15 protein-coding genes and 1 tRNA gene are annotated in these 16,261 nt (G+C 33.3%); 10 read left to right on the forward strand and 6 right to left on the reverse strand.

Translation table 11 applies throughout. From position 1 onward, the window contains the following. Positions 1-3: 3 nt before the first annotated feature. A tRNA-Leu gene (locus Q4487_RS08490) sits at positions 4-85 on the reverse strand. 119 nt (positions 86-204) lie between these two features. Between Q4487_RS08490 and Q4487_RS08495 the strand changes: the two genes are divergently transcribed. The 5 genes from Q4487_RS08495 (at position 205) to Q4487_RS08515 (ending at position 6,413) form a co-directional block, all read left to right on the forward strand. Next, positions 205-1,593: a dipeptidase gene (locus tag Q4487_RS08495; RefSeq protein ID WP_303540095.1), complete on the forward strand. Its 1,389-nt coding sequence runs from the start codon at positions 205-207 to the stop codon at positions 1,591-1,593. A 218-nt stretch (positions 1,594-1,811) separates the two neighbouring features. After that, positions 1,812-2,264 (forward strand): hypothetical protein, encoded by a 453-nt coding sequence (locus Q4487_RS08500; RefSeq protein ID WP_303540093.1) that lies wholly within the window; start codon positions 1,812-1,814, stop codon positions 2,262-2,264. A gap of 205 nt (positions 2,265-2,469) precedes the next feature. Beyond that, positions 2,470-2,835, forward strand: coding sequence for a BlaI/MecI/CopY family transcriptional regulator (locus Q4487_RS08505; RefSeq protein WP_038505687.1), 366 nt, complete (start codon positions 2,470-2,472; stop codon positions 2,833-2,835). A gap of 2 nt (positions 2,836-2,837) precedes the next feature. Beyond that, positions 2,838-5,195 carry a M56 family metallopeptidase gene (locus Q4487_RS08510; protein ID WP_303540091.1) on the forward strand — a complete coding sequence of 786 codons (2,358 nt, stop codon included), beginning with the start codon at positions 2,838-2,840 and terminating at the stop codon, positions 5,193-5,195. 117 nt (positions 5,196-5,312) lie between these two features. After that, on the forward strand, positions 5,313-6,413 hold the full coding sequence (locus Q4487_RS08515) for a DUF4407 domain-containing protein (RefSeq protein ID WP_303540089.1): 1,101 nt from the start codon (positions 5,313-5,315) through the stop codon (positions 6,411-6,413). Positions 6,414-6,470: 57 nt separating this feature from the next. Here Q4487_RS08515 and Q4487_RS08520 read toward each other — a convergent pair whose 3' ends face one another. Beyond that, positions 6,471-8,123, reverse strand: coding sequence for a solute:sodium symporter family transporter (locus Q4487_RS08520; protein ID WP_303540087.1), 1,653 nt, complete (start codon positions 8,121-8,123; stop codon positions 6,471-6,473). 233 nt (positions 8,124-8,356) lie between these two features. On the opposite strand from Q4487_RS08520, the gene Q4487_RS08525 reads away from it, so the two are divergent. Further along, complete coding sequence (locus tag Q4487_RS08525) at positions 8,357-9,904, forward strand: hypothetical protein (RefSeq protein ID WP_336622656.1); 1,548 nt, start codon at positions 8,357-8,359, stop codon at positions 9,902-9,904. A gap of 173 nt (positions 9,905-10,077) precedes the next feature. Then, a complete protein-coding gene (locus tag Q4487_RS08530; RefSeq protein WP_303540085.1) occupies positions 10,078-10,782 on the forward strand; it encodes a DsbA family protein in 705 nt (234 codons plus the stop codon). A 72-nt stretch (positions 10,783-10,854) separates the two neighbouring features. On the opposite strand, the gene Q4487_RS08535 is transcribed toward Q4487_RS08530, so the two are convergent. The 4 genes from Q4487_RS08535 to Q4487_RS08550 form a co-directional block, all read right to left on the reverse strand. Continuing rightward, positions 10,855-12,282, reverse strand: a complete 1,428-nt coding sequence (locus tag Q4487_RS08535) for a Gfo/Idh/MocA family protein (protein ID WP_303540083.1) — start codon at positions 12,280-12,282, stop codon at positions 10,855-10,857. Between the two features lie 104 nt (positions 12,283-12,386). Further along, positions 12,387-13,058 (reverse strand): HD domain-containing protein, encoded by a 672-nt coding sequence (locus Q4487_RS08540; RefSeq protein WP_303540081.1) that lies wholly within the window; start codon positions 13,056-13,058, stop codon positions 12,387-12,389. Then, on the reverse strand, positions 13,055-13,792 hold the full coding sequence (locus Q4487_RS08545; RefSeq protein ID WP_100894140.1) for a 1-acyl-sn-glycerol-3-phosphate acyltransferase: 738 nt from the start codon (positions 13,790-13,792) through the stop codon (positions 13,055-13,057). Before Q4487_RS08545 ends, Q4487_RS08540 begins: the two co-directional genes overlap by 4 nt. Before the next feature lie 66 nt (positions 13,793-13,858). Then, positions 13,859-14,269, reverse strand: coding sequence for a BrxA/BrxB family bacilliredoxin (locus tag Q4487_RS08550; protein WP_100894141.1), 411 nt, complete (start codon positions 14,267-14,269; stop codon positions 13,859-13,861). A gap of 124 nt (positions 14,270-14,393) precedes the next feature. On the opposite strand from Q4487_RS08550, the gene Q4487_RS08555 reads away from it, so the two are divergent. From Q4487_RS08555 to Q4487_RS08565, 3 genes are all read left to right on the forward strand, one after another. Beyond that, on the forward strand, positions 14,394-15,137 hold the full coding sequence (locus Q4487_RS08555; protein WP_100894142.1) for a TerB family tellurite resistance protein: 744 nt from the start codon (positions 14,394-14,396) through the stop codon (positions 15,135-15,137). Positions 15,138-15,171: 34 nt separating this feature from the next. Then, the gene (locus Q4487_RS08560; protein WP_100894143.1) at positions 15,172-15,756 is read left to right on the forward strand and encodes a HupE/UreJ family protein; all 585 of its coding nucleotides are present in this window, start codon (positions 15,172-15,174) and stop codon (positions 15,754-15,756) included. Between the two features lie 79 nt (positions 15,757-15,835). Then, positions 15,836-16,261, forward strand: coding sequence for a dCMP deaminase family protein (locus Q4487_RS08565; protein WP_303540076.1), 426 nt, complete (start codon positions 15,836-15,838; stop codon positions 16,259-16,261).

The following is a 16,261-nucleotide window of genomic DNA, read 5'->3' on the forward strand; positions in this document are numbered from 1 at the left end:
TTGTACAGGCGGAGAGACTCGAACTCTCACACCTCGCGGCACTAGATCCTAAGTCTAGCGTGTCTACCAATTCCACCACGCCTGCATTTTTCAACTAACAATTTTGCTAATTGGGTTGCAAATATAATGTAAAAAATCAATTTTGAAATACTTAATCATAAAAACTTCTTTTTTTGTACATTTATACTTTATCAAAAACATATTATGCAAGACGTAAAAAGCTTTATAGATAGCAATAAAGACAGATTATTAAATGAACTTATAGAACTTTTAAAAATTCCATCTGTTAGTGCAGATCCTGCATATGCACATGATGTACTTACCACAGCAGATGCTGTTAAAGCTGCTTTAGAAAAAGCTGGCTGTGACACGGTAGAAATATGCGAAACTCAAGGTTTTCCTATTGTGTACGGAGAAAAGTTAATAGACCCTTCATTACCAACCATTTTAGTATACGGACATTATGATGTACAACCAGCAGACCCAATTAATTTATGGGACTCTCCACCATACGAGCCCGTAATTAAAAAAACAGAATTACACCCAGAAGGTGCAATTTTTGCTCGTGGTGCTTGTGATGATAAAGGACAAATGTATATGCACGTAAAGGCATTAGAATTTATGGTAAGTACCAACCAACTACCTTGTAACGTTAAGTTTATGATAGAGGGCGAAGAAGAAGTTGGTAGCGTAAGTCTTTCTACATTTGTAAAAGAAAACAGAGAAAAACTTAAAAACGATGTTATTTTAATTAGTGACACGGGTATGATCTCTAAAGATGTACCATCTATAACAACAGGCCTAAGAGGGTTAAGTTATGTAGAGGTAGAGGTTACAGGGCCAAATAGAGACTTACACTCTGGCTTGTATGGCGGTGCAGTTGCCAACCCAATAAACATATTAACAAAAATGATTTCGTCTTTACATGACGAGAACAACCATATTACCATACCTGGTTTTTATGACAATGTAGAAGAGCTATCTACAGAAGAGCGTGCAGAAATGGCAAAAGCACCTTTTAACTTAGACGGTTACCAAAAATCTATAGGTATAAACTCTGTTTACGGAGAAAAAGGATACACTACAAACGAGCGTAACTCTATACGCCCAACTTTAGACGTAAACGGTATTTGGGGCGGCTACACTGGCGAAGGTGCAAAAACCGTAATAGCAAGCAAAGCATATGCAAAAATATCTATGCGTTTGGTACCAAACCAAGACTGGGAAAACATAACAGAATTGTTCTCTAAACACTTTAAAAGTATAGCTCCAGAAGGTGTAACCATAAAAGTAAACCCACATCATGGTGGTCAAGGTTATGTAACACCAATAGACAGCATTGGGTACAGAGCAGCTTCTAAAGCATACGAGACCACATTTGGCAAAACACCAATACCACAACGTAGTGGAGGTAGCATACCAATAGTTGCCTTGTTCGAGAAAGAGCTACAAAGCAAAACCATACTAATGGGCTTTGGTTTAGATAGTGATGCCATACACTCTCCTAACGAACATTTTGGCATTTGGAACTATTTAAAAGGTATAGAAACCATACCTTATTTCTACAAGAATTTTACAGATATGAATTCTTAAACACAAATATAACAACATTAAAAAGTCCGTTTCTTACTAATAGAGACGGACTTTTTTTTGTGCAAATATTTTTATTAGGGCGTCCCTACGGGCAGGCTATACGTTACAAGTCCTCGCTACGCTGTGGGCTTTTCACTACTATCCTTAACGCAAAATACTAGCGTAATTACTTTCAAATAAAATAGTACATTTACAAAACCAACCTTTAAAATTTAGTTATGAAATTAAAAGTATTATCGCTTCTTGCTATTTCAATATTTGGAATAAGTAATATAGTAGGTAGAGCAAGAATTCCAATACCTTACGGAGAAGAGCAAAAAATAGTTAAAATAGTAGACCTACCAGACACAGAAGATTTTCAGTTAGACGACGGTACTTATTTTGATATTGGTAAAATGTATACCATAAGTCATATTGTCTGGTTGCCATACAGTAATACAGAGCCTATAATAACTGGCTACGTAGATGATGACACCTATGTAGAGTTATCTGCAGAAAACTTAAAAGAAATAGCAGAAATAGCAAAGGTTGAAATACCAGAAACCGCATCTGCATCGTTTTTTGACCGTTTAGGCGGAAAAATAATTTTAGGTCTAATAGGCATAGTTGTACTTTACGGAATATATTCTAGCTACTTTGGCAAAGACGAAGACGAAAAAGAAACAGCTTAAAATAACTGTTTACCATATTAAAAAGTCCGTTTCTATTACAGAAACGGACTTTTTTTATACACCTAAAAAAAACTATACAAGGCAATATAACTCACAGGTTTTAAGACATTAAACACAATTACAATAACAAAATAACTAACTCTACATTTGTAGAATTCATTTTTTTATTCTACGTTTGTAGAGAACATTCTAAATATGTAGAGCTATGCAGTTGTCAAAATCTGAAGAAGAACTAATGAACCACCTCTGGAAATTAGAGAAAGCATTTTTAAAAGATTTACTAGATCAATATTCAGATCCTAAACCTGCAACAACCACTGTGGCTACAATGTTAAAACGTATGGCAGACAAAAATTTTGTAGCCTACAACTTATATGGCAAATCCAGAGAATATTATCCGTTAGTAAAAAAGAAAGCCTACTTCTCTAAACACGTAAACGGCTTAATAAAAAACTTTTTTAATGATAGTGCATCACAATTTGCATCGTTCTTTACTAAAGAAACCAACCTAACAAAAGAAGAGCTGGCGCATTTAAGAGAATTAATAGACCAAGAACTTAAAAACAAATAGTTATGCTTATATACCTATTAAAATCTACAGCTTGTTTAGCCATATTATTTCTTTTTTATAAAGTGTTTTTAGAAGAGCAAAATATGCACAAGTTTAAACGTTTTTACCTACTAGCTGCTTTAGCTTTAAGTTTTGGCATACCGCTAATAACGTTTACAACATACATACAAGTGCCAACAATAATTTATAAAACACCATTGGAGTATGGCAACATAAATAGCACAGAAATTATTGCAGAACCTACCAATTACTGGCCATACATAATTTGGAGTATTTATGGCTTGGGCGTTTTAATTTTTAGCATAAAATTCATTAAAAACAGCACTAACTTATTTTTAAAAATAAAACAAAATCCTAAGCAAAGGTTACAAAACCATACCAATGTACTGTTAACTGAGAAAACTACACCACATACTTTTTTAAGTTATATATTTTTAAATAAAAAAGCCTATCAACATAAAAAAATACCAAAAGAGGTGTTGCTGCATGAAATTACACATGCAAAGCAAAAACACTCTATAGATGTATTACTTATAGAGGTATTGCAAGTTGTATTCTGGTTTAATCCGCTTATCTATTTTATAAAGCACACTATTAAATTAAATCACGAATTTTTAGCAGACCAAGCAGTCCTAAATCAGGGTGCGGACACTGTTAGCTATAGAAAAATTTTACTCGCATTTTCATCAAATGCAACAGAGCCCCATATGGCAAACTCAATTAATTATTCATCAATCAAAAAACGATTTACAGTTATGAAAAAAAGAACCTCAAAACGGTCGGTTGTATTAAGAAGCTTGCTTCTTATACCTTTAGCAGCATTGCTTTTTTACAGTTTTAGCAACAAAAAAACAGAAGAAGTATTAGTAGACACTCAAGCCTCACACACAAATAAAAATGTAGGGAAAGGTGCTTCAGAAAAAATGATGCAAGAGTATATTAATTACATTCAGAATTACCAAAACGCTAAGAAAAAGGTAATTAATATGCCAGATTATAATAGAGTAGTTGCCATTTATGATCTAATGACAGAAGAACAACGTGCAACCGTTACAGACCATAAAACTATTCTTAAATTCCCTAGCATAGATTTAAAAAACACAACAAAAAAAGCACCAACACAATCGGAGTTTAATTCTTGGAAAAACAAAGAAAACTTTGCTATTTGGATAGACAATAAACACGTTCCTAATTCTATATTAAACAAGTATTCGGCATCAGATATTGTTCATTTTAACAATAGCTTTGTGTACAAAAATGCACGTAGCGCAAAGTTTCCGCAAGAACACCAAGTAAATTTATTTACCAAACAAGGGTTTGCCAATACATACATTAAAGCAGATGTAAATAAGTATAATAGTATACTCCAAAATTATAATAGCGAGTTAAATGTATTTAAAAATAACAGCGCAACCTCTAACGATGATTTAGACATAAAAAATGTTCAACTAAAAAAACTTTATGCTGAGTTTAGCAAAGAAGAAATAGAAAAATACAACATTCTTTTCCCTGAAAGCATTCCTGTTAAAAATTCTGAACAGTTGGGTATAGTTATAAGAGAAGAAAAACAAGATCCTTTAGAAACCTATAAAAAAGAATACAACACATATGTAACCTTAACTAAACAAGAACCACATTATATACATAGATCAGAAGCTGAGAAAAAGAAAATGGATGACCTTTTTACACTTTTAGGCAGCCTGTACTTTAGCTTAAGCAAAGAAGATCGAGCTAAGGTTAAAACAGCTAATCCACCTATTTTACCATACGTTATACTAATTAGAAATGGCAAAACAGAATACAAAAAGAGAAGCGAGTTAACGGCAGAAGATAAAAAATTATTACCACCACCTCCGCCACCACCACCTGCAGCAAGTGCTAGTTTAAAACATAATTCTAAAGAGCTAAAAAAAGCTTGGACAGATTGGACTAAGGATGCTACTGAATATGCTGCTGCTGTAAAAGCATACTCTAAAGGAGAAAAAATAACCAAGGAAGAGTTAACAAAATTATATAACAAAACAATGAAGACTCTGGTTATATACAATGCCGTAGCAAAAAAAGAAAAAATAGAGTCTAATATCGTTCCGCCACCGCCACCACCATTACCTCCATCAAATAACAAACAAGATTCTAAAGAACTTGCAAAAGCCAGAGCTACTTTTAAAAAAGATGCTAATACATATGGTACTGCCGTTAGTGAATACAGAAAACAAGGAAAAGGAACCAAGGAAGAGTTAAGTAAATTACACAAAAAAACAATGGAAAGCTATGAGAGATGTAGCGCTTTAATTAAAAAAGAAAAAGGAGCAGCTCTGTTACCACCACCGCCACCTCCTGCTCCACCAATAAAGGAGTAATTATTCATAATAATGTCTTAAAAAGTAATAAAAAGCCTCATTTAGAGGCTTTTTCTGTAACAAATCATTGCAAAATGCGTTCTTATAGGTACATCAATCATCAAAAAAAGAACACTTATGATTAAACGTTTTTTTATACTCTGCTCCGGAGCAGATACTGCTATACTAGAAACTTGCTCTAACGGTGAGCAAAACAAATACGCTGGCATTGGCGCAACTGTATTTTTTACTGCCGTTATGGCTTTTATTGCTTGTGCATATGCATTATACACTGTTTTTGACAATGTTTATTACGCTGTGTTTTTTGGACTTGTTTGGGGCTTACTTATTTTTAATTTAGATCGTTTTATTGTTTCTACCATTAAAAAAAGAGACAATTTTAAAAGTGAATTGTTACCGGCCACACCACGTATTGTTTTAGCTGTTATAATAGCCATTGTTATTTCTAAACCTTTAGAAATGAAGATTTTTGAAAAAGAAATAAATCAGGTTTTACTAGAACAAAAGAACGATTTAACGCTTGCAAACAAGGAACAAATTGCATTACAGTACAATCCAAAAAAGGAAGTCATTCATCAATCTATAGAAAAATTAAAACAAGATATTACAATTAAAGAAGCAGAAACCAACGCGCTTTACAACACTTATATTGCCGAGGCAGAAGGTAGAGAAGGTACTAAACTACTAGGCAAAGGACCTGTTTATGAAGAAAAAAGACAAAAACATGATGCTGCCTTGCAAGAATTACAAAAACTAAAAGAAACCAATGCAGTAAAAATTACAGCACTTGAAGAGCAAGCAGTGGCATTAGATACAGCATATGCTACTTCTGTTAAAGACTCGCAACCTATTATTGACGGTTTTGATGGTTTAATGGCGCGTATAACGGCTTTAAACAAGTTACCATGGTTGCCATCATTCTTTATATTTTTATTGTTCTTAGCAATAGAAACGTCTCCTATAATAGCAAAACTACTAGCTCCAAAAGGTATATACGATTATAAATTGGAAGAAGAAGAAAGTGTTGTAAAAACTTGGGTAACACAAAAGGTAGAACAACGCAATATGTTAATGCAAACAGATGCTGCTATTAACAAAAAAGTATATGAAGATATTGAACAAGAAAACGAAGTTTATAATTATAAAAAGCAACAAGCAGAAAAATTACTAAAACAACAAACTGATGCTTTCCATAACATACAAGCCAAAAACTTGTAATAAAAAAAGAGGCTAGTTTAGCTAAACTAGCCTCTTTATATTTTAAAATACAATTACTTAATTAGCAAAGTAAACGTATATAGCTACTACTATTAAACAAATAACAATACCTATTTGGTTTACGTACTTATAAGGCTTTATTTCTACTTGCTCTGTGTATTTTTGCTCAAAAGCAGTTTCTCTTGGCTTAATTTTACCAATAGCTAACATTATTAAAGAGTTTACTACGCATAATATAGCCATAACGTGTAAAAAGTGAGGGTAAGCATCTGCTTCTACTACAGCTAATGCATCTACACCAGTAACTCCGGCTGCTTCTGCTTTTTCTAAGGCAGAGCTTACAAAATAAGGCTTCATTAAAAACTGACTAATAATATATAACAAAGAACCTGTTATAATACCAACTTTAGCCGCTATTGCAGGAACTCTTTTAGTTAAAAAACCAATAATTATTACTGAAAAAATTGGAATACTATAAATACCATTTACTTCTTGTAAATATCCAAATAAACTACCCGCATTTGCTATAAAAGGAGCAATAAACATTGCTGCCAAGGCCAATACAATTCCAAATATTTTACCGTTTTTAACCACTTTAGTTTCACTTGCCTCTGGGTTTATATGCTGTTTGTAAATATCTAAACCAAATAAGGTTACAGAACTATTTAAAACACTATTAAAAGAACTTAAAATTGCACCAAATAATACTGCTGCAAAAAAGCCAACTAAATAGTCTGGCAATACTTTACCAACTAGTAAAGGGTATGCGCTAGAAGAGTCTATTTTACCTTCAAAAATATGAAACGCTATAATGCCTGGTAAAACTAAAATTAATGGACCTAATATTTTTATAAAAGAAGCCAATAACAATCCTTTTTGTCCTTCTGCTAAGTTTTTAGCACCTAAGGCTCTTTGTATAATTTGTTGGTTTGTTCCCCAATAAAAAAGGTTAACCAACATCATCCCTGTAAAAATTGTAGAAAAAGGAACTGAGTCTGTTTTAGTTCCCATAGAGTTAAATTTCTCTGGGTTTTCTGTAGTTAAAATAGATAAACCATCCATTATACTACCGTCTCCAATATACATTAATCCAAAAACAGGAATTAAAATACCACCAATTAACAAACCTATTGCATTTATAGAGTCTGATACAACAACAGCTTTTAAACCACCAAAGACTGCATAAATACCTCCTATAATTCCTATTCCCCAAACACATAGCCATATAGATGCTGTGTGACTAATTCCTAAATTTTCTGGCACATTAAACATTCCGCTTATGGCAACAGAACCAGAGTATAAAATTACAGGTAATAATACAACTACGTAACCTGTTAAAAACAAACCAGATGTTATTGTTTTTGTAGTAACATCAAAACGTTCTGCTAAAAATTGCGGTACAGTTGTTAAACCACCTTTTAAATACCTTGGCAATAAAAAAATAGCAGTAATAACTATTGCTATTGCTGCTAACGTTTCCCAAGCCATAACAGACAAGCCATCTGTGTAAGCATCAGAATTTAAACCTACTAATTGCTCTGTAGAAAGGTTTGTTAGTAAAAGAGATCCTGCAATAACACCTGCAGTTAAACTTCTTCCTCCTAAAAAATACCCATCAGAAGAGTTTTCATTTGTTTTTCTTGTAGCCAAATAAGATATAACGGCCACCAAAACTGTAAAGCCCACAAAGGACAGTAATGTTAATAACATAGTGCTAAATAAGTTTGGTTTAAGCTTATAAATATATCGGATTATTTTGTGGATAAAAAATAACACAGACATCATTTATATCTCTTTTGTTATAAATTCAACCGAAAACGATGTAGTTCAACTTAAACTTTAATGTAATCCTAAAACAATTGCTATTTTAGGAATACTTTTTTTTAATGTATGTAACATTTAAAGATACCAAGCGTTACTATAAAGTAATCTTAAGAAAACTAATGATGAAGAAAATTGCAATGCTACTCTTGTTACTTATTGGCTTTACTGCCACTGCACAAAAAATGCAGGTAACTTATAAGTTTAGTGAAAAATATGCCGATAGATACAAATACTCTAATTTGCTTACCATTGATAACGATGGCGCAAATGGGTCTGTACTAGTACGCTCCTATTATACTGGCTTAATTTTAAAGCCTAAAGGGTATTACATAGAGCATTACAATAAAAACTTAGATCTGGTAAGCGAGTTTAATTACAAACTAAAAGACAAGGATTTTGTAAATGGTTTTATAAACAACGGACAGCTATACCTTATATTTTTAGAGTTTAACGCTGCAAAAGAAAGTTATGATTACATAGTACACCAAAGTCCGTTAGACAATTTTGCTTTTACACAAAAAACTATCTTATCTGTACCGTCTAAACAAGTAGACAACCCATTAGACAAAAACTACTATAACCGTAATTTTGCATCTGGCTTTACAACATCCGTATTATTTAACAAACGTAAAGATGCCTTTGTAATTAGCGCACACTTTAAAAAGGCAAAAGATAATCAGCATTTTATTTATGTTTTTGATAATAACTTAGATTTAGTAATTACACACGACTTTTCTGCTGAAGTTGAAACAAAAAATTATGCTTTTGAAAGCGTTGAAATTACAAAAGACAAAAAAGAAGTATTCTTGGTTGCTAAAGCATATTTTAAAAAGAGACGTTTTTCTGCCCTAGAGCGTAAATTTCAGTACGAATTATTAAAGGTTTCTGAAGAAGAGCGAGTAATGAAAACTTTTGATGAACCTGGTAAATTTTTAGAGGCTTTAAAACCAATACTTACAGATGAAAAACTTGTTTGCGTAGGTTTTTATGCTACACGTAAAGACAACAGATATAACGGCCTTAGTTATTTTAAGTTAGATGAAGGCTCTTTAGACATTAAAGACAAAAAGTTTATTCCGTTTTCTGCACAGTTTATGGCAGACAAATTTGGCAAGGAAGATGACAATAAAGAAATTAAAAACTTAATCTTTAAAAATGCAGAAATAGCTAGTGATGGTTCAATACTTTTTAATGCCGAAGAATATTTTGTAACATCTGGTTACCAGAGTAATCCGGGTGGTGGATCTAGAGTTAAAATTAGCAGATACCATTACAATGATATGGTTGGCGCTAAACTTAGTGATGATGGCGACCTTATTTGGGTACGTAACATTAATAAGTCTGAGGTTACACAAGGTGATGGTGCATACGCATCATACAGTACATTTACAAAAGGAGACAACACTTACTTTTTTATAAGCACAGCGGCAGAAAATCCACAACTAATAAATAATGAGCGTTTGGTATTTAGACAAGGTTTAAGCAGAAACAGAAACATATTTTTAATTAAGTTAGATGCAAAAGGCTTTATGACTTATGATAAAATTATAGATAGTAAAACAGCTAGGTTACCGCTAATGATTTCTAAGCCATTAACTAACAAAAACAATATTTTGTTTTACGCAAAGCGTGGCACAAAAAAGCAAATGGTAGAAGTAGCTTTTTAAAAAGCAAACCTTATAAATTACAATCCTCTTGCCTAAAAGTAAGAGGATTTTTTTGTTTAAACTGATCTTCTTTTTCAATTAATTATTAAAACCACTAACATCTAATTGCTTCCTGAAAGGTTTCTACCGTATTTTCGTCTAACAATACATTAATACTAAAAGATAAAATAGTTATGCAAATACATATATGGTCTGATATTAGATGCCCGTTTTGTTACATTGGTAAACGTAACTTTACAGCTGCATTAGATAAATTTCCGCACAAAGATAAAATTACGGTAGAATGGAAAAGCTTTGAATTAGATCCTAATTTAAAAACGCAAACAGACATTAATGCTATAGACCACTTTATGCTAAGCAAAGGAGTAGACGAGGTTAATGCTAAAGGTATGTTTAACAGAGTTACAGAAATGGCTAGTGGTGTTGGTCTTAATTTTAAAATTGAAGACATTGTTACCGCTAATTCTTTAAATGCGCACCGTTTATTACAATATGCAAAAACAGTAGGTTTTGCAGATGCTACCAAAGAAGCATTGCTAAAAGCACATTTAGAAGATGGGAAAAATATAGATGATATCTCATTTTTAGTAGATACAGCTGTTGCAGTTGGTATGGACAAAACTACTGTTGAAGAAATATACAAAACAGATGCTTTTACCTACGAGGTTAGACAAGACGAAATGGAAGCTCGCAACATAGGCGTTAGCGGTGTACCTTTTTTTGTTTTAGATAACAAGTATGGAGTTTCTGGAGCACAACCAGTAGAAGCTTTTACCGAGGCTTTAGAACAAGCTTGGGAAAAACATCAAAAAGAGTCATTAACCATTTTACCAACAACAGGCGGAGAATCTTGTGATGTAGATGGCAATTGTGATTAATTTACAACTCTAAATAAATAAAAAGGCGCTATTAGCAATTGTTAATAGCGCCTTTTGTACTTTAAAATACTTTTATTTTAGTTCCCATCCTTTTCTATAGTCACGAGAAACCCATTCGTTAGCCATATCAAAATTTGTAACTTTCATATTGGCAGCGTCCCATTTTATAGTACGTCTACCAGGGTAGTTATAAGGATCCCAATCTCCTACTTTTTTACCCGCTTTTAATGTTTTATATTGGTATGCTTTTATGGCTAAATTACCCATAAGCACACCCTCTGTTAATGGTCCGGCTTTAGTTACAAAGTCTGATGATGCGGTTGTACCATTTAAACAACCCTCTACCCAGTTATTTTGGTGTCCTGCTGAACCGCCTTTTATTCTTGGTAATGTTTCTTTTGGCTTATTAAACATACTATTAACATCTGCTGGTAACAGTCTAGGGTTAGCAGAATACACATCTGTTAAAATAATACCTTTTGTACCGTGAAAAACTACGCCACCATCTCCGTTTCCTAATTTTTCACCATCGGCTAGCTCACTAGGAATATCTGGCATAATTCCACCATCATACCAATTTAAATCTATACTTCCTTGGTTTGGCGCATCTACTTTTAAACGCACTACAGATGAAGGCGGACAAGAGCTAGAGTAATCTGCCTCTACAAAATCTCCTACCCAAGTAGTTGTACAACTAGCCTCTGCTTCTGTTGGTGATCCTAAACCTAAAACACTATATGGAGTTTCCATAATATGGCAACCCATATCACCTAAAGCACCTGTTCCAAAGTCCCACCAACCACGCCATTTAAATGGCAAATAAGCAGGATTATAATCTCTCATTGCCGCTGGCCCTAACCATAAATCCCAATCTAACTCTTTAGGAATTGGGTGTCCGCCTGCTGGTGTTTTTACTCCTTGTGGCCACACTGGTCTGTTGGTCCAACAATCTACTTTAGTAACATCTCCAATTACACCAGCATCTATCCATTCTTTAGCTGTTCTACTACCAGGACTAGACGCTCCTTGGTTCCCCATTTGGGTAATAATTCCGTTTTCTTTAGCTACTTTGGTCATTAACCTTACCTCTTCAATATTGTGCGCTAGAGGTTTTTCTACGTACGCGTGTTTTTTGGCACGCATAAAAGGCAATGCAATGGTAGCGTGTGTGTGGTCTGGTGTTGCCACCATAATAGCATCAATTTCATTTAAATGTTTATCATACACTTCTCTAAAGTCCTTATACCTTTTTGCTTTTGGGTGTAATTTATGACTGGCAGCAACTCCTCTTCCATCTACATCACAAAGAGTAACAAACTTAACTTTACCTGTTTCTGTAAGTTCTTTAATTACAGATGATCCTCTACCTCCTACTCCAAATGCTCCTATGTAAAGTGTATCACTAGGTGGCACGTGATTTTTACCAAGTACAAAACTTGGAACAATAGAAAATGCAGCAGAAGATGCAGCTACATTTTTTATAAATTTTCTTCTTCCCATAATAAGGTTGCTTATAGTTTACTGGTTGAAGATACATAAAAAATACAAGCAACACTTTTGCAAAAAATGTTAAAAGAAAAACTATAACGTTGTAGTAAAACCTATTATTCTTTACCGTTCCACTCGTTATAAAACTGCTCTAAAAAAGTCTCCATATAAGAATGCCTTTGTGCTGCTAGCTTTGTACCCGTTTGGGTGTTCATTTTATCTTTTAAAAGCAGTAATTTTTCATAAAAATGATTAATTGTTGGTGCTGTAGATTTTTTATATTCCTCTTTAGTCATATTTAAATTAGGAGCAATATCTGGGTTGTACATTTCCCTATTTTTAAATCCACCATAATTAAAAGCACGTGCTATGCCAATGGCGCCAATGGCATCTAGCCTATCTGCATCTTGCACCACTTGTAGCTCTAAAGATGTAAAAGGTTTTGCTGTAGTTGCATCATCAACCTTTAAACCACTTTTAAAAGAAATGTTTTCTATAATTTTTACAACGTGATCTATAATTTTTTCATCAACCTGTATAGATCTTAAAAAATCTGTTGCCATTTTAGGACCAACAGTTTCATCGCCATTATAAAATTTAGCATCAGCAATATCATGTAATAACGCACCAAGAGCAACTACTAATAGGTCTACAGCTTCATCCTTAGCCAAAAGCATTGTGTTATTGTACACACGCTCTATATGAAACCAGTCGTGACCACCTTCTGCACCTTCTAAAGTTTTTTTTACAAAGGCTTTAGTTTGTGCAATTATATCAGAATTTATCATTTAAAAGAGGTTACGCCAGCGGTTACTGTTTGTTCTACTTGTGCAATTATATCGTCTGCATTTCCTTTAATTTCTATAGGTGTGTGCACGTCTATTGTAAAGTGACTACCTAAACCATATGGGTATTTACCGTATTTTAAAAGTTTCCAAGAATTGTTAATACTTATAGGAACTATTAAGGCTGATGGTGCATTTTTCATAAGAATTTTAAGTCCCATTGGTTGAAACCTTTTAGGATGCCCTGTTCTACTTCTGGTACCTTCTGGAAAAATTACGGCACTACGCTTGTGTTTTTCTATGTATTTACCAAGTTTAGCAATTTCTGTAAGTGCTTGCCTAGCATCTTTACGGTCTATTAAAACAGAACCTCCGTGCCTTAAATTATAAGATACACTTGGTATTCCTTTACCTAACTCCTTTTTACTCACAAATTTTGGGTGATTTTTTCTAAAAAACCAAATAAGTGGCGGAATATCATTCATACTCTGGTGGTTTGCCACAAATATAATAGGCCTATCTGTAGGTATTTTTGCCTCTTTTTTAAACGAATAACGCGTACCTAAAAAGTGTGTGCTACGCATTAAAAACCAATTTAATATACTAACACTTTTTTTATGTGCGGTGTAACCAAACACATTAAAACAAACCCATTGTATAGGATGAAAAATGATTAGTGATAATCCAAAGGATAAAAAATACAATGCCGTTAATGGGTATGATATTAGTTTTTGCATGCTACAAAAATAAAAAAACCGCCCTATGTATAGAGCGGTTTTTTAAGATAATTTAAATTCTATTAATTAACAGAATTCATCATAAGCTTGTTTTAAGTTTTCAGCAATCATTTCTGCTGGTCTACCTTCAATGTGGTGACGTTCTATCATATGCACTAACTCTCCGTTTTTAAACAAAGCCATACTTGGCGATGATGGAGGAAAAGGAACCATAAGTCCTCTTGCTGCATTAACTGCGTCTGTATCTACACCTGCAAAAACTGTAACAGTATTACTTGGTTTTTTATCGTTAAGTAAACTCATTTTTGCGCCTGGTCTTGCATTAGCAGCAGCACAACCACAAACAGAGTTAACTACCACTAAAGTAGTACCTTCTGCATTTATTGCTTTTTCTACAGCTTCTGCTGTGAATAATTCCTCAAAACCTACAGAGGTTAAATCCTCTCTCATTGGTTTTACTAATTCTGCTGGGTACATATATTTTAATTTTATTATGTTAATAAGCGTTACTACAAAAGTAACTAATTTGTCGCATTTTTCTATAAACCTTAACTTTTCATTTAATCTTAACCTTTATCTTTGAAAAAATTTAGAAAAAAGTATGTTAAAATGGATAGCTGCGATACTAGGCAGCATATTTTTTAAAATCCCTGGAGGTATTGCCGGCTTTTTTATTGGTAGCCTTTTAGACAACCTTACTGGAAGTAAAAATAATAGAGGCGGAAATACTGTTTTTAATGATATGACTCGCCAAAAAGTCTCTCCTGCAGATTTTGAAATGCAATTAATATCACTCTGTTCTATTGTTATAAAAGCAGATGGAAAAGTTAGCCAACCAGAGCTAGACTATGTACGCCAATATTTTGTACAGACTTATGGAAAGGAAAAGGCAAATGCTATTTTTAGAACCTTTAATGAGGTTAATAAAAAGCACGAAATTTCTGCAAAGCGCATTTGTTACTATTTAAATCAGCGTGTACGTTATGAGGTTAGGTTACAATTAGTACATTTTTTATTTGGCATTGCACAAGCCGATGGTTCTGTTACTGGTGCAGAAGTGGAAGTAATTAGAGATATTGCTGCTTACTTTAAATTAGGAAAAAGAGATTACGAAAGTGTAAAAGCAATGTTTGTAGCATCTGCAGATACGGCTTATAAAATACTAGAGATTGATAAAAGTGCTACAGATGACGAGGTTAAAAAAGCCTATAGATCTATGGCAAAAAAATACCACCCAGATAAAGTTGTTACCCAAAACGAAGCCATAAAAAAAGGAGCTGAAGAAAAATTTAAAGAGGTACAAAAAGCATATGAAACTATACAGAAAGAACGCGGTATTAGCTAGTTAATTTTTAATCATTTATTTATAAAAAGAAATTATGGAACAGTTTTTATTTTACATAGGATTAGGTTTAGAGCACGTATTAGACCTTAGTGCTTATGATCATATTTTATTTTTAACTGCTTTAGCCATTCCTTTTTCGTTTAAAGATTGGAAAAATGTTTTACTCTTAGCTACAGTTTTTACTGTTGCGCATTGCTTCTCTTTAGGTTTATCTAGCTACGGATATGTTACACCTGATACTGGTTTAATAGAATTTCTAATTCCGGTAACTATTTTTATTACAGCATTATTTAATATTTATGCTGCTAAAAACAAGCAAACTTTAGCATCTATAAAATTACACGTTATTGCCACCGCCTTTTTTGGTTTGGTTCACGGTTTTGGTTTCTCTAACTATTTTAAAATGCTAATGGCAGAGGAAGAAAATAAATTTACACCTTTACTTGGCTTTGCTACAGGTATAGAAATGTCTCAACTATTAATATTGGTCTTAGCGCTTGCATTAACTTTTGTAGTAGTAAGCTTATTTAAAGTTAAACAGTGGCTGTATGCCATAGTAGCATCTATAATTGTATTAGCTATTACAATACCAATGTTAATAGATACGTTCCCATACTAAAAGGTTTTAGTGTTAAAATTATCCTTTATTGATTGTGTGCGTTAGCTAAAGCCTGTATCTTGTGGCCATTACAACAAAAATGAAAGACAGCAAACAAAAAAAATACGACGAAGCTTACCTACGTATGGCTCAGGAATGGGCAAAATTATCATACTGTGATCGTAAGCAAGTAGGTGCAATTATTGTAAAAGATAGAATGATAATTTCTGACGGATACAATGGAACACCAACTGGTTTTGAAAACATTTGTGAAGATGAAGAAGGATACACAAAATGGTATGTATTACATGCTGAAGCAAATGCAATATCTAAAGTAGCTTCTTCTACACAATCTTGTACAGGTGCAACTTTATACATTACGTTATCTCCTTGTAAAGAATGTAGCAAGCTTATACACCAGTCTGGCATAGTACGTGTGGTATACCAAAATGCTTACAAAGACGATTCTGGATTAAAATTTTTAGAAAAAGCAGGCATAAAATTAACCCATTTACCACTGCAATAG

The organism is Cellulophaga sp. 3_MG-2023 (genome assembly GCF_030546975.1).
Lineage (GTDB): Bacteria > Bacteroidota > Bacteroidia > Flavobacteriales > Flavobacteriaceae > Cellulophaga.

Bases quoted from the DNA above. Each gene is read 5' to 3' on its own strand.
- Q4487_RS08495 (WP_303540095.1), top strand. From the start codon at position 205: ATGCAAGACGTAAAAAGCTTTATAGATAGCAATAAAGACAGATTATTA.
- Q4487_RS08500 (WP_303540093.1), top strand. From the start codon at position 1,812: ATGAAATTAAAAGTATTATCGCTTCTTGCTATTTCAATATTTGGAATA.
- Q4487_RS08505 (WP_038505687.1), top strand. From the start codon at position 2,470: ATGCAGTTGTCAAAATCTGAAGAAGAACTAATGAACCACCTCTGGAAA.
- Q4487_RS08510 (WP_303540091.1), top strand. From the start codon at position 2,838: ATGCTTATATACCTATTAAAATCTACAGCTTGTTTAGCCATATTATTT.
- Q4487_RS08515 (WP_303540089.1), top strand. From the start codon at position 5,313: ATGATTAAACGTTTTTTTATACTCTGCTCCGGAGCAGATACTGCTATA.
- Q4487_RS08520 (WP_303540087.1), bottom strand. From the start codon at position 8,123: ATGTTATTAACATTACTGTCCTTTGTGGGCTTTACAGTTTTGGTGGCC.
- Q4487_RS08525 (WP_336622656.1), top strand. From the start codon at position 8,357: ATGATGAAGAAAATTGCAATGCTACTCTTGTTACTTATTGGCTTTACT.
- Q4487_RS08530 (WP_303540085.1), top strand. From the start codon at position 10,078: ATGCAAATACATATATGGTCTGATATTAGATGCCCGTTTTGTTACATT.
- Q4487_RS08535 (WP_303540083.1), bottom strand. From the start codon at position 12,282: ATGGGAAGAAGAAAATTTATAAAAAATGTAGCTGCATCTTCTGCTGCA.
- Q4487_RS08540 (WP_303540081.1), bottom strand. From the start codon at position 13,058: ATGATAAATTCTGATATAATTGCACAAACTAAAGCCTTTGTAAAAAAA.
- Q4487_RS08545 (WP_100894140.1), bottom strand. From the start codon at position 13,792: ATGCAAAAACTAATATCATACCCATTAACGGCATTGTATTTTTTATCC.
- Q4487_RS08550 (WP_100894141.1), bottom strand. From the start codon at position 14,269: ATGTACCCAGCAGAATTAGTAAAACCAATGAGAGAGGATTTAACCTCT.
- Q4487_RS08555 (WP_100894142.1), top strand. From the start codon at position 14,394: ATGTTAAAATGGATAGCTGCGATACTAGGCAGCATATTTTTTAAAATC.
- Q4487_RS08560 (WP_100894143.1), top strand. From the start codon at position 15,172: ATGGAACAGTTTTTATTTTACATAGGATTAGGTTTAGAGCACGTATTA.
- Q4487_RS08565 (WP_303540076.1), top strand. From the start codon at position 15,836: ATGAAAGACAGCAAACAAAAAAAATACGACGAAGCTTACCTACGTATG.